Here is a 14,178-nt window from a genome sequence, read left to right as displayed (position 1 = left end):
AACCCTTAGATGAGTAGTACTTGAAAAGGTTTAAATGTTTTTTTAAAAAGATATTTTGTAAAAATGCTTTTAAACCTCTAATTTTGCACCACAAAGAAATTAAAAGCTTTGTAGGGCCTATAGCTCATTCGGTTAGAGCAACTGACTCATAATCAGTAGGTGCTTGGTTCGATTCCAAGTGGGCCCACAATAAAAAACTCATAATCAATTGATTATGAGTTTTTTTGTTTAGGCGTCTATTATACTTTCATACAATAATACGCCTAAACGGTACTACTTATAAATGGTGGGTTAGGTATTCTTTGAAAAATGATTAGGTATTGTTTTTTAAAAGCAGTTAGGCAATTTTATAAAAATGGTTAGGCATTGTGTGATAAATGGTTAGGTACTCTTATTAAAAGTGGTTAGGTATTATTTTATAAAAATGGTTAGGTACTCTTTAAAAGGGGCAACCCATTGTTTTTTTTAAGCAGTTAGGTGATTTTTAAAAAGTGGTTATACAATGTGTATAAATGGTTAGGTACTCTTGTTAAAAGCAGGTTACGCATTTTTTTTAAAATGAGAGCGTTTTTGTAAACGCTCCCGTATGAATTAACAAAGCAGATTAGGGCATTTTAATATCTTCAAATAATTATTATTCAGTTTCTTCAATAACTTTTATTTTTCTGTTTTTTTCTGACCACAAATAAAGAGATGGTAAAATCAGTGGTGCAAAAATTAAAGTACTGCTCAAACCACCGATAATAACCGTTGCCAAAGGGCGTTGGACATCTGAACCAATTCCTGATGAAATAGCGGCCGGTACAAGACCAATAATAGCAACTACTAAAATGGATAATAAGGCCCTTAATTGCTCTTTTGATGATACCAATACATTTTGTTGTAACTCGGCATCATTATACCCTTTCGCTCGATTAATGGCTGATACTAATAAAACCCCAGCCATTACTGAAATCCCAAAAATACTTACGAAACCAACCCCTGCCGAAACGTTAAAGTAGTATCCTCTTATTAATAAGGCAACGATACCACCACCCAGTGCGAACAAAATACAACTCATTGTTACTAAGGTATTAGGCAAATTCTTGAATAACATAAACAAGAAAAGAAAAACCAATAATATTGTTAACGGAATCGTGAAAGCTAATTGCTTGCCTGCGCGTTCAAGGTTTTCGTACTGACCACCATAAATTATTTGGTAACCCTTTGGTACGTGTACTTTGGCATCAATCTTATCTTGTAACTCTTTCACAAAACTACCTTGGTCTCTGCCTTTGATATTTGTACGAACAGTTACCATCCTCTTGCTTCCGTAACGATAAATATTCGTTTGCCCTTCTACAAAGTGAATATCTGCTAATTGACTCATGGGAATTAACGAACCATTTGCTGAGGGTACTAAAATATCTTTGATAGCATCGATTGAATTTCGGAACTGTGGTAAAAAGCGAACAACAATATCATAACGTTTGGTACCATCATATAAAGTTGAGATTGCTTTCCCTCCAATCGCCGCTTCAATCATATTTTGTATATCAGCAACATTTATGCCAAAACGTGCGGCGGACTCACGATTTATATTAATTGCTAGTTGATCTTGCGGACCTTCTTGCTCTATGTTAACATTATCAGCTCCAGTGGTTTGCTTTACAATGACCGCAATACTGTCTGCTTTTTGTCGCATCATCTTCAAATCATCCCCTACAACGGAAATAGCGAGGTCTGCGGCACTACCCGTCACGATTTCCATCACCTGATCAATGATAGGTTGACCAGAAGAAAAAGATACAGAAGGTAATTGTTGTTGAAGATCATTTTTTATTTTATCAACCAATTCTTTTTTAGAAATGGTCTTACTCCAGAGGCTATAATCCTTCAATCCGACTAAAATCTCATTTCTGTTAGCAGGAAATGGGTCTGTTCCGTCGTCGTTTCTACCTGTTTGCGTAATTACAAAAGCAATTTGTGGATACTTAGCAATGATACTCCTGATTTTTGGAGCATAACTTGCGTTCTCCTGTATGGTAATGCCTGCGGGAAAATTCCCTCTTAAGAAGATAGAACCTTCATCCAAACTTGGTAAGAATTCTGTGCCCAGTTTCAATCCACATAAGATAAAAGTTGCCACAATGGTAAAACCTATAATTACTGTTCTTTTATAATGTTTCAGCAATTTTACTAATACATTACCATAGTGTTTAGACAGAAAATCCAATACATAATTCTTGTGTTCTTTCATTGGTTTTTCAAAATCTGCCAACGCTTTTTTATAGCTGAAAGAAATTAACACTGGAATAAACGTAAGTGCCGCCAACATCGAACCTATTACTGCAAACGCCAAGGTTAAGGCCATTGGTGAAAATAACTTGCCTTCTACCCGTGTCATCAATAAAATAGGCATATAAGCCAAAATGATGATGGTAACTGAAAAGAAAATTTCACGACCTACCTCTTGGGCTGAAAGCAAGGTAATTCTGATGATTCCCTGTTTCTTTTCTTCTACCGTGGCTGTTCGGTATTTCCTGATTAAATGTTCTGCCATCAAACAGGCACCATCTACAATAATACCAAAGTCGATAGCCCCCAATGAAAGTAAATTAGCAGGAATACCCGTCAAACGCATTAATATAAACGCAAACAATAAAGAGAAAGGAATGGTCAATGCCACTACAAAAGCACTACGGATACTTCCTAAGAAAAATATCAATAGAATTACGACGATAGAGATTCCCTCAAAAAGAGTATGTGCTACGGTCTCTAATGAATGGTCAATCAAGAAACTTCGGTCATAAAGTGGGCGTAAATGCACACCTTCTGGCAATTCGCTTGCTTGCAAATCCGCCATTTTTTCTTTCAATAGTTTCAGTACTTCGCTTGGGTTTTCGTAGCGTCTTAACAAAATAATGCCTTCTACGCCACTATTTACGTCAAGTTTATCTTTGGTAACGGTATAACCTAAAACACCACTGGCAGGTGGCGGAGTAATCTCCACAGTGGCCACATCTCGAATAAATACAGGCATCCCATTATCCGATTTCAACACGATATTTTGAATATCCTGTTCATTTTTAATAGCTCCTAACCCTCTTACGGCAAAACCTTGTCCGCCACGGGCCAAGATGTTTCCTCCTGTGTTTTGGTTATTTACATTTACCGCATCTGTAACATTTTGTAAAGTCAGGTTATACTTTCTTAACTTTTCAGGCGACGTAATAATATGGTATTGTTTCAAGGGACCACCAAAAGTTACAACGTCTGCAATACCTGGTACTTGCAATAATGCAGGTTTTATTACCCAGTCTTGTAAATCTCTTAATTGTGTCTGGCTAAAATTGGCTGGAGCTTCTACTACATAACGGTAAATTTCGCCCACAGCAGTACTCATCGGTGCTAGCTCTGGACTCACACCAGCAGGTAAAGCAGCGCTGCTTAATCGCTCTATTACTTGCTGACGAGCGAAATAATCATCTGTACCATCTTTGAAAGTCAATTGCACAACAGATAACCCAAAGATAGTACGACTCCTACGGTCTAATACATTGGGTGTATTCTGTAAGGCTCGTTCTATCGGTACAGTTACTTGTTGCTCTACTTCTTCGGCAGCTCTACCGTCGTATTGTGCTACTACAATTACACACGTATCGGCAATATCTGGATAGGCTTCTATTTTTAATTGTGTAAAGCACCAATAGCCAACAGCCATCAATACTGTACTTATCGCAATAACAATCCAGCGATTGCGAAGGCTGAATACTAACAAGTTCTTAATCATCTATTTCCACTGTTCAACTGGGTTGGTAATAATAAATCCGCTTTTTACTTCTACTCTAAGAGCCGTTAAAACCGCTCTTACTTTTTCTGTTTCATCGATGAAAGTAATCATGATGGGGGTTTCGTCGAAACTAAATAAATCGTTTGGACGATTGAAGTGCTTGTTGGAGCCAAAGCCTGAAATGCCTTTAAAAACGGTTAAACCTTGTATTTTTTGGGCAATCAAGAATTGGATGATGAACTCATGTAGTGATTTTGTTCCAAAGAGTTCGTCCTCATCAATATAAATCTGAGCTTGTAGCATAGTGTTTTTAATTAAAGCAACGTTCCTTTTAATAGGAAAGCTGCGATGCTGAAATAAATGATAAGTCCTGTTACATCTACCAAAGTAGCCACAAAAGGGGCAGAGGAGGTGGCAGGGTCAAAGCCTAATTTCTTCAAAGCAATCGGTATCATTGAACCACTTAATGTTCCCCACATTACAATGCCAATCAGCGAGAAAAATATTGTGGTGGCTACTAATAAATAATGTTCTGAATAATTAAACCAGTGAAGGTGTTGCCAAATGACAATTCTGATAAAGCCAATGGCACCAAGGATAATTCCTAGGACAATACCCGATGAAAATTCTCTTTTCATCACAAACCACCAGTCACTGAAAGAAATCTCTTTTAAGGCCATTGCCCGAATAATGAGCGTTGCGGCTTGCGAGCCACTGTTACCACCGCTTGAAATAATCAAAGGGATAAAAAGAGCAAGCACCACTGCTTTTGAAATCTCATCGTCGAAATAACCCATTGCCGAAGCCGTTAGCATTTCGCTTAGGAAAAGTACAATCAACCAACCAGCCCTTTTTTTGATAAGCGTCAGTATTGGCGTTTTTACATATGGAAAATCTAATGATTCTAACCCCCCGAATTTTTGAATATCTTCGGTGTCTCTTTGTTCAGCAAAATCCAGTACATCATCGGCTGTTAATACACCAATCAAAACATTTTTATCACCCACTACTGGCAATACATCGCGGTCATATTCTTTAAATTTATCAATGGCTATTTCTTTCGTGTCTTCAATATTCAGGCTTACACAAAAACCATCAAGAATGCTTTCAATAGATTTGTAGGATTCATTTAACACCAATTTGCGAATAGGAATATCATCTACTAGCTTGCCTTCTTCATCTATCACATATATCACATTGGCCGCTTCTGTATCATTCGGATGTTCTCTGAGGTGGTCAATGGCTTCACCAACAGTCATGTGCCTTGCAATCGTAGAAAATTCTGTGTTGATTAAGCGAGCAATACTGTTGGTAGGGTATCCAAAAAAATCATGTGTTTCAGCCCGATTTTTCTCTGATAGGTATTCAAGGAAATGAGATTGTTCTATTCCCACCAATTTTGAGAAAAACTCAAAGCGGTCATCCGAAGGTAAATTATTAAGAATGACAGAGGCTTTTTCTTTAGAAATCCCTTTGATGATTTGTAACTGCCAGTCGAAATTAAGGTAGGCAAATACTTTAGCTTGCGAGGCTTTGGGCAGAGAAATCAAAGACTGTGTGGCAACCTCTAGGGGTAAAGAGCCAATAAGGATTGCGACATCGTTGGGATGCACAAAATTTTTGTCGCTATCCAAGCCCAACAAAGTGCTGAAATCGCCTTTTAAAATTTTTGCTCTTACATCTTTCATTTGAGTAATTAGTAATTGGTGACTAGTAATTGGTTTTCGTCTTCAAGCCATAAAATCATCCAGTCTTGTGTCTTACGTCTTAAAGTCTCGAAAAACTCAATATCCAAAACTCAAACCTTTCAACTGCATAACCCCTTTGATAGCGATGCTTTCACCATTGGTCAGTCCACTAAAAATGATAACTCTATCACCTATTTGATTCCCAACGCTTACTTCTCTTCTGTCAAAAGTATTAGCGTCATTTTTGACGAAAACATAGGTTTTCCCTTGAACTGTTACCAACGCATTTTTATTAACATTAATATGAGCACCTTCGCTTACGCCAAATGAAACGGTAGCAAACATCCCTGCTTTCAACTTCTGGTTAGGATTGTTTAAGCTAACTCTTAGTTTCACCATTCTTGTCGATTCGTCAATTACATCAGCTACTTCTTCTATTTTACCTGTAAATTTTTCGTTAGGAAAAGCCGTGAATTGCAACGTGCAATTTCCACCTTCTTTAATTTTACTTATTTGGTTTTCAGGAATATCACAAATGATAAATGCTTTACCTGTTGGCGCATTTCTCAAAGCCTCTGGATTAAATCCTCCAGTTTTTAGCTTAGTTTCATGTTCAATAATGGCTGTTTTTTCGTTGGCCAAATCATTTTGAACTATTGCTAATTCTGTTTCTGCACTTAATAAATCTACCTGAGCATTGGCTACATCTTTTCCCGTACCTGCACCGTTTTTTAACAAATCTTCAAACCTTTTTACTTCCACATTCTTGCGTGCGATAACGGTTTTCTTTTGCTGAATAATGGTAGCTTTTTGTCTGATATTTTGTAAATGTTGTAACAACGACGTATAGTTGGTTGCTAAATCAGAATTTTCAAATAAGATAATATTCTGCGAAGCTCCCTCTTGTGAAGAAACAACCGTCGCCGAGACTTTAGCAGGTGCTGTCACTTCATCATTTAGCGAAGAACTCCCTAAGGTTTCAGTAGCAAAAAAACGCATGCTTGGCGTAGTTGGGAAAATAATTTTGCTGCCATTCTCCTGCACTTTTGGCAATACATCCACTTTCTTAACGCCTTGATTTTCTTTTCCTCCGCAAGCAGCAAGGAACCAAACAGAAAACAGTGTTATTTTTAAGGTATTTTTCATCGTTTTATTGAGCCATTTGATTAATTAAACCAGAAGCATACAGCAATTGAATATAGCTTTGGCGATATTGTTGTAATGTATCGTAATATTGTTGCTGAGTATCTAACCAACTGCGTTGGGCTTCCAGATAATCTACAATGGTTGTTCCTCCGTGTAAATAAGAATATTTTACGCTACTCAGAATATTCTCAGACTTTGTTAGCAAATCTTTAAATTGCTCAATATTCTGTTTTTGTACTTGATAAGCATTATAAGCTGTAGAAAGCTCAGTTTGAATCTGGCTTTGTGTTGCCTGCAAACCTTTTTCAGCTTGTTGTTTTTGTAAATACGACTTTTTGATTTCGCCCTGATTCCTAGCAAAAAAGGGAATATCTATAGAGCCATAAAAACCAACGTAAGGGGCAGTATTTTGTGGGTTATAAATAGCCCCCAATGTTGGTTGGGGAGTTGCCAGTGATTTTTGTAACTTAATATTGCTTTCAGCCACCTGAATGCTTGCCTGATACGCCTGAATGTCACTTCTATTGCCAAGGGCTTGTTGTAAGAGCGAATCTAAACGAGGCGAGAAAGTAAATAGGAAATTATCATTTACATCAATATCAATATCACCCTGAGTACCTAATAAAAATTTTAAATTGGATAATTCATTTTGATACACTTGCTCGTTTGATTTGAGTTGCAAGGCATATTGATTAGCCAGCAATTCGGTTCTAGCAAGATCAGTTGATGTAATCACTTCTTTCCCAAGCCTGATTTTATTGATGCTTACCAAACTATCAGTATTGTTTTTAGCAATTCTCAGAATTTCTAATTGTTTGCGGGCAACCCAAACATCTAGCCATTTCATCGCTACATCTTGCAAAACATTGCGTTCAGTTTCTGCAAAAGCTTTCTGAGAAAGAATAGTTTTTTTCTCAGCAAAGTCTATTTTGGCTTGTCGTTGTGCAGGTAACTGAATTACTTTAGTCAATTGCCACCACACTTGTCGGTTTTGTGGACTTACCAAATCTGTATTGGCAGGATACAAAGACGGGCGAGTTAAAACCAGCGTCTGATTGTTCAAGTTTGGATTAGGACGAAGCTTTGACGTAATAATGTCTGATTCTGCAATACCAACATTGAGCTGTTGAGTGTTCAGAACAGGATTGTTTGCTTTTGCTGTTTGCAAGGCTTTTTGTAAAGTATAAATTTCTTGTGCTATGGATGAAAAGCCTACTAGTACAAGAAGACAAATAATTATGGGAATTTCTCGAAGCCGCATCATCTTATTAATCTTTGATTGTGCGGTAAAATTGGGTTATTTAATGGACAATGTTAGTTAGAGGTCTTTTAGAAAATTATTAGAAAATCATTAGAAAATTAAGGTAGGGACTAATGGTATTTGTAGTTATCCAAGTATTTCACATTTTCAAGAAAAGGACGTATGCAATACGCCCCTACCGATATTAAAGATGCGGAAATTCAAGTGTGAATTTTGTGCCTTTGCCTACTTCAGAGCTAACAGCAATCTCACCATCATGCAGCTTTACAATCTTTTGAGTAAGCGATAGTCCTATGCCATGCCCTTCACTATATTTCTTATTACTTCCTCTATAGAAAGGCGTAAAAATTTGAGAGAGTTCTTTTTCATCAATACCGATACCTTCGTCTGAAAAGTGTAGCACCACTTTTTCATTTTGCACCGAAATAGACACGATACTTTTTTTATTTGCTGAAAACTTACAAGCATTTTCAAAAAGGTTTGCAAAAGCTACTTTCAATAAGTATTCGTTGCCATTGATAGAAATCTCGTCGTCATTTTCTACTTCATTTTCATACAAAATGTCAATCAGATAGCAAGGATTTTTTCGCTGTACTTGTTGGCGTGCATCCAATAAAATTTCGTCTAAGCGAATTTCTTTAAATGAAATCTCCGAAGGGTCATAACTCGCTTTGGCAAAATCTAATAAACTGGTTGAAAGTCTCGCTAATTTCTGAGCATCCGTCAAGACATTCTCTATAACAATCTGATAATCAGCAATGCTTCTTTCTTTGTGAGTCGAAAGCTCTAATTCAGTAATCATCGAGGCCAGAGGCGTTCGGAGCTCGTGTGAAATATTAGAAACAAATTGTTTCTGGGCATCAAATGATTTTTCCAGGCGGTCGAGCATTTCATTAAAAGTGCTAGAGAGCTCAGCCAGTTCATCTTTGCCTATACTATTGTTCAGCCGTAAATCTAGATTAGAGGCTGTAATACTTTTTACTTTATAGACAATTTCGGTAACGGGCGACAACGCTTTTTTAGAGAAAAAACGCCCTGTGGCATAAATGAAGATGATAGAACAGATAAAGATAATGAGGATGGTATTTCGAAGATTCTGCAACTTTTTATAACCAAACTGGTCGTAAGCAGCTGCCATAATAATGTAATCCTTTTGGTCTACATGAAAAAGTAGCCCGATTACCTGCCATTCCTTTTGATAAAAACGTACTTCTTTTTTCTTACGAATTTCATCTATCATTTGTTCTGTTTCTTTGACAAAGTCAATATCCAACGCATCATGGTAGCGTAGTTGGAAAGTAGTATCATAAATCGCTACTTCTACTTCATTAATGGTTTCGCGGTTGTTTTTATAGATTTTTTGTAATGTTGCTGTGTCTACTTTAGCAGTAAAGAAAAGATTAGCCTTTGTAATGCCTTCTTTTTTGAGGCGATTATAAAACTCAGTTTCTCGGTTTTGATAAGCAGCATAATATACTAAAGCCGCAAAAACCAATATTATTGCCGCTGTGAGCAACGTAAAAAGTAAACTAAGCCTCTCTCTGATTTTCATTCTTCCTTAAAGATAAAGCCCATTCCAGATTTTGTATGAATAAGCTTGGGTTCAAAGTCTTTGTCAATCTTTTTGCGTAAATAGTTAATATATACATCGATAAAATTAGTACCTGTATCAAAATGTGTATCCCAAACTTTTTCGGCAATTTCGGTTCTGCTCAAAATCCTCTCCGCATTTCGCATCATATATTCCAGCAGTTTAAACTCTTTGGGCGTAAGGGCAATGTCTATTCCTGAACGATTCACGGTTTTGGTCTGATTATTCAATTCCAAATTAGTATATTTTAAGATAAAACCTTGATGACCCGTTTTACTACTTTGGCGTTTGGTCAAAGCCCTGATTCGGACATGAAGTTCTCGGAAGTCAAAAGGTTTTACCAGATAATCGTCTGCTCCAGCATCAAAGCCCTCTACTTTATCATCAGTAGTTCCCAAAGCCGTCAGCATAATAATTAATGTGTTGGGTTTGGCAGCACGAATATCTTTACAAAGCTCAAGGCCATTAAGTTTGGGGAGAATAATATCAGTAATGATTAAATCATAGTCGTTTTGTAAAGCCAGTTTCTTACCCATCATACCATCATACGCAATCGTTACGGTATAATCGTTTTCTTCCAATCCTCGTTTTACCAAAGAGGCTATTCTTTCATCATCTTCAATAATGAGAATGTTCATGCTTTATTATTTACTGTATTATTTATTATGTCGGGAATAATACAAATTTAGATGAATTATTGAATGAGAATCGTATTAGAAGCCTAATCTCCTAAAAATACAAATTTCCTTTGTCGTTTAAATCTTTTTTCAATCTCATGACTAATAAATTACCGTTTACTCATTTATACATTTTTCAAACAACAAAATTGAAATTCTTTCGTAGAAAATTAAGCAAATTACTTTTTATGGAACAAAAATCTTGAGAAGCTTTGTTACCTTTGAGCCTCCCAATTTACAAATGTTCTTTTTAAGAATATTAAATTGGCTTGAAGCAATCAATAAGATATCTTAACTGCTTGTTCTCTGGTTTTTTCAACATGAAAATTGGGGAAAACAATAACATTAACAATGCGATTTTCAAAAACAATTATCCTCATTTCTATTCTATTTGTATTCAATAGTTTAGCACAAAAAAATAAGACGGTTGCTTCAAACGATGTATTCCCGACTCCTCCAGATTCAGATATTCGTTTGTTTTATATTCAACGAAGTTCTAATGCCAACACGGTAGTATATGATGCTAACTTGATGGCGGATAAAAAATTGAATCCTAAAAATCCAGTTCATACTTATTGGATAAAATATGCCGAAGGCGGACATAAACAAGAGCTGACATCTATTCAGCGTACGCTTGCTTATGGATTACATACCAAAGAAGTAGCTACTGAAAAGGAAAGTTATGACGGACACTTTTTGGCTTATCGTAAAAGAAGGTTTGTTGTGAAACTTACCCCAGAAGGAGAGCCTGTAGCATTATTCCCGATTAATGGTAAAATGCAAATTCTTAAAAAAGTATTTGTTAAAGTAGATGAAAGTGGCATGATGCCTTCTGTGGTTTATATCGAACTTTGGGGTAAAGACGTAGCCACTGGCAAAGAAATATACGAAAAATTTAAGCCATAACTTTTTGAGTGATGAATTTTGAGTGATGAATGAGGAGTGATATTGTAAAATTCACTCACCACTCACAATTCAAAACTCCTCACTCTAAACTCACAACACAACACTTAATATGGTACAGTATCAATACAAGCCCGAAAATTTTCGCCTTTCTGATTCAAACAAACACCAATTAAAGGATTTGAAGTCGGAAGAGATGATTTTATCGCTTGGTCCTCAGCACCCATCTACACACGGGGTTTTGAGGATGGAAGTGGTTTCTGATGGTGAGCTTGTCGTAGATGTTGTGCCACATTTAGGGTATTTGCATCGTTGTTTTGAAAAACACGCAGAGTCGTTGCCATTCAATCAAATCATTCCTTATGTGGATAGAATGGACTATCTGGCCGCCATGAATTCAGAACACGCCTATGTAATGGGCGTAGAGAAACTCTTGGAGTTAGAAGGTAAACTCCCTAAACGCATCGAATATATTCGTGTATTGGTAGCCGAACTCAATCGACTAGCCTCACACTTTGTAGCTGTGGGTACTTATGGATTAGATATCGGAGCATACACGGCTTTTTTATGGGTAATGCGCGACCGCGAGCATATTCAACGATTGTTAGAATGGATAACAGGGGCAAGGATGCTCTATAATTATATTTGGGTAGGAGGGTTGTTTTATGATTTACCAGTAGGCTTTGAAGAACGTTGTTTAGAGTTTGTCAATTACCTGAAACCTAAAATGGTTGAGCTACGGGAGTTGATTATCGAAAACAAAATCTTTATCCAACGAACAGCCAATGTAGGTGTATTACCAATGGCTTTGGCCATCAATTATGGATGTACAGGGCCTGTATTAAGAGGGTCGGGGCTGAAAGTAGATTTACGTAAAGTAGATGGCTATTCGGTATATCCAGAACTTGATTTTGATATTCCTGTAGGCAAAGGAGAAATGGGAACTGTGGGCGACTGCTGGGATAGGAACTATGTAAGGGTATTGGAATGTGATGAGTCTATCAAGATTATTGAGCAATGTTTGATTCAACTTACTAATGACCATAAACGCACTACTGAGTTTAATCCACAAGCCTTAGTACCTAAAAAGATTCGTCCGCAAGCGATGGATTTATATACTCGTGCCGAAAATCCAAAGGGTGAATTAGGCTTCTTTTTTCGTACTGACGGACGTTCGGATATTCCTGTTCGCTTGAAAGCAAGGGCTTGTTCGTTGCATAACTTATCTATCATTCCAGAAATCAGCCGTGGAGCAATGCTTGCAGACTTAGTAGCTATCATTGGCTCAATGGATTTAGTAATGGGTGAAGTGGATAGATAAAAACGGAGTAGTAAAATATGTGATGTAAGGTTTAAAGACGTTAATCTCCTCTTTGTAGTTTGTGTAAAACAGCTACGAAGAGGAGATTTTTTGTTTGCAATATACCGTATAATAAAAAAAGAAAATGTTTTATTGATGAATTTTGGGTTTTTATAAAGAAAATTGAATATTGAGTGAAATTTGAATGAATTGTTTAAAATAATATGAAGGATGTATCCTCTATTTGCTGGGGAGCCTCAAATCACTAGAAAAATCTATACTGAAAATTAAGGCTAGTATCACACAGCCTAATCTATAAATCAATTTTTTAAACCGTAAACACTAAGAATATGAAAATGACTCTTACCAAAATTCTCTTTTTCTGCTCAACCATTTTGGCATTAGCAATGCCTAGTAAAGCAGATGTAGCTCTTTTCGAAAAATCAGGAAAAACGATTGGGAATACTAACTTTTTGGGAATAGCTGAAGCAATTATTAATCATGCTACTACTACAAAATCTGTTATTGATGCTACAATTGATGATGATGATTCAAATAAATCTTCAAAGAAGGCAAAAAGAAATTATAAAGATATTGCTCGTGTAGAAGCACGAAATGATAAGTACTCTAAACAGAATAATTATCTGGGAGCCAAAGAAAGTTCTGATACTGTCAATTGGGTTGCACAACGAACAGATTTTTGGAATAGTTGGATTGATAAATGTTTTCCAGCAAAGAATTGGAGTAATACAACATTTCAAACAATTGGACGTAATTATAATGATTTTAAACAAACTAACCCTATATTGGATAGTGAAATGAAAGCAATGTATAATACCCTTGCTGATGCTAACAACTATTTACCGGGTGTAATAAATTCAGGTGCTGAAAATTCTGATCCTGTAAAAGTAACAGTAGCCAAAAATGAAATTCTCTATAAAATTGTTTATAAGGGAGGTAACATAAATTCTCCGTCTCCGTACTATCTATCGGAATCAGAATACAATTGGATAAAGGCAAATCCATCGCAATTAGAACAAAAATTAGGATTACCTTTAAGTAGTGTTAGTGCAGAATACGATGTGTTTACAATTAAATCCCTTGTTGACGACAATGTCATTTTTCAATCTTTCATAGCTCCAACTAAACAATTTGCTAATGCTACTCCCAATACAGTTTATAATACCCCTGGAGGGAAAATACAGTCTTTAATCATCAATAATACTAAAAGTGACCTTTGGTTAAAATCTAGTACTCCGAAAGAGCAAATAAATCCAAAATGTTTACCTCAAATAGACAATTAATAATGGTTTCTGAAATAAGAAAAAGCATAGAGAATTATAAAAAGCTTAATGATATCCATCATTACAAAATAATGCTTGCTGCGGCAGACATGTTTATTGAATCATATCCTAATGGCGTAGAAACAGCGCAAGAATTGGACTTAGGAATAGATTTATTCAAAGAGTTAGTTAGTCTTACTTATATAACATCGCTGAGGGAGTATGAAAATGATACAGATTTATACAGAGAAATTCTCTACAAAAAACTAATTGTTTTTAAATTATGTATTCCTGCTAGTCATTCAAAACTCAGAGGTTTAACAGAAATGTTAGTCGGAATGAAAGAAAATGAGTTAGGATAGTATTGCTACTTTAGGAAATCTCTTGCGGTTACGCTATTTTGTCTGAAAACAAAAAAACGGTAACCGCAAGGGCTACCGCTACTAATCGTTTAATCTTCTTAGGCTTTCCTTGAAAATTATTTTTAGATATTGATTTAGAATAAAATCCACTCATATTCTGGGTGGATTTTTCATTTCACCTAAGGTGATTTATTT

General features: G+C 36.2%; 12 protein-coding genes and 1 tRNA gene. 5 read left to right on the top strand and 8 right to left on the bottom strand.

Features of this window, described 5'->3' with window-relative positions; all coding sequences use genetic code 11:
- The first annotated feature begins 113 nt into the window (after positions 1-113).
- Positions 114-187 (top strand) — tRNA-Ile (locus J2Y60_RS19750).
- 447 nt (positions 188-634) lie between these two features.
- Here J2Y60_RS19750 and J2Y60_RS19745 read toward each other — a convergent pair.
- From J2Y60_RS19745 to J2Y60_RS19715, 7 genes are all read right to left on the bottom strand, one after another.
- Positions 635-3,772 (bottom strand): CusA/CzcA family heavy metal efflux RND transporter, encoded by a 3,138-nt coding sequence (locus J2Y60_RS19745; RefSeq protein WP_309922898.1) that lies wholly within the window; start codon positions 3,770-3,772, stop codon positions 635-637.
- On the bottom strand, positions 3,773-4,075 hold the full coding sequence (locus J2Y60_RS19740) for a DUF190 domain-containing protein (RefSeq protein ID WP_309922896.1): 303 nt from the start codon (positions 4,073-4,075) through the stop codon (positions 3,773-3,775).
- An 11-nt stretch (positions 4,076-4,086) separates the two neighbouring features.
- Positions 4,087-5,460, bottom strand: coding sequence for a magnesium transporter (gene mgtE, locus J2Y60_RS19735; protein ID WP_309922894.1), 1,374 nt, complete (start codon positions 5,458-5,460; stop codon positions 4,087-4,089).
- A 96-nt stretch (positions 5,461-5,556) separates the two neighbouring features.
- Positions 5,557-6,606, bottom strand: a complete 1,050-nt coding sequence (locus tag J2Y60_RS19730) for an efflux RND transporter periplasmic adaptor subunit (protein ID WP_309922892.1) — start codon at positions 6,604-6,606, stop codon at positions 5,557-5,559.
- 4 nt (positions 6,607-6,610) lie between these two features.
- Positions 6,611-7,870: a TolC family protein gene (locus J2Y60_RS19725; RefSeq protein ID WP_309922890.1), complete on the bottom strand. Its 1,260-nt coding sequence runs from the start codon at positions 7,868-7,870 to the stop codon at positions 6,611-6,613.
- Positions 7,871-8,051: 181 nt separating this feature from the next.
- Positions 8,052-9,419 carry an ATP-binding protein gene (locus J2Y60_RS19720; protein ID WP_309922888.1) on the bottom strand — a complete coding sequence of 456 codons (1,368 nt, stop codon included), beginning with the start codon at positions 9,417-9,419 and terminating at the stop codon, positions 8,052-8,054.
- Positions 9,416-10,096 (bottom strand): response regulator transcription factor, encoded by a 681-nt coding sequence (locus J2Y60_RS19715; RefSeq protein WP_309922886.1) that lies wholly within the window; start codon positions 10,094-10,096, stop codon positions 9,416-9,418. The genes J2Y60_RS19720 and J2Y60_RS19715 overlap by 4 nt, the downstream gene beginning before the upstream one ends.
- Positions 10,097-10,486: 390 nt before the next feature.
- Here J2Y60_RS19715 and J2Y60_RS19710 point away from each other — a divergent pair, with 390 nt between their 5' ends.
- From J2Y60_RS19710 to J2Y60_RS19695, 4 genes are all read left to right on the top strand, one after another.
- Positions 10,487-11,041, top strand: a complete 555-nt coding sequence (locus J2Y60_RS19710; protein WP_309922884.1) for a DUF4833 domain-containing protein — start codon at positions 10,487-10,489, stop codon at positions 11,039-11,041.
- A 109-nt stretch (positions 11,042-11,150) separates the two neighbouring features.
- Complete coding sequence (locus tag J2Y60_RS19705; protein ID WP_309922883.1) at positions 11,151-12,359, top strand: NADH-quinone oxidoreductase subunit D; 1,209 nt, start codon at positions 11,151-11,153, stop codon at positions 12,357-12,359.
- A 329-nt stretch (positions 12,360-12,688) separates the two neighbouring features.
- Positions 12,689-13,642 (top strand): hypothetical protein, encoded by a 954-nt coding sequence (locus tag J2Y60_RS19700; protein ID WP_309922881.1) that lies wholly within the window; start codon positions 12,689-12,691, stop codon positions 13,640-13,642.
- Between the two features lie 2 nt (positions 13,643-13,644).
- On the top strand, positions 13,645-13,983 hold the full coding sequence (locus J2Y60_RS19695; RefSeq protein ID WP_309922879.1) for a hypothetical protein: 339 nt from the start codon (positions 13,645-13,647) through the stop codon (positions 13,981-13,983).
- 28 nt (positions 13,984-14,011) lie between these two features.
- On the opposite strand, the gene J2Y60_RS19690 is transcribed toward J2Y60_RS19695, so the two are convergent.
- Positions 14,012-14,137 carry a hypothetical protein gene (locus tag J2Y60_RS19690; RefSeq protein ID WP_309994731.1) on the bottom strand — a complete coding sequence of 42 codons (126 nt, stop codon included), beginning with the start codon at positions 14,135-14,137 and terminating at the stop codon, positions 14,012-14,014.
- Positions 14,138-14,178 lie beyond the last annotated feature (41 nt).

The sequence above is a fragment of the Arcicella sp. BE140 genome (genome assembly GCF_031456255.1).
Lineage (GTDB): Bacteria > Bacteroidota > Bacteroidia > Cytophagales > Spirosomataceae > Arcicella > Arcicella aquatica.
The sequence above is the reverse complement of the archived record's forward strand: the minus strand, read 5'-3'. Positions and strand labels throughout refer to the sequence as shown.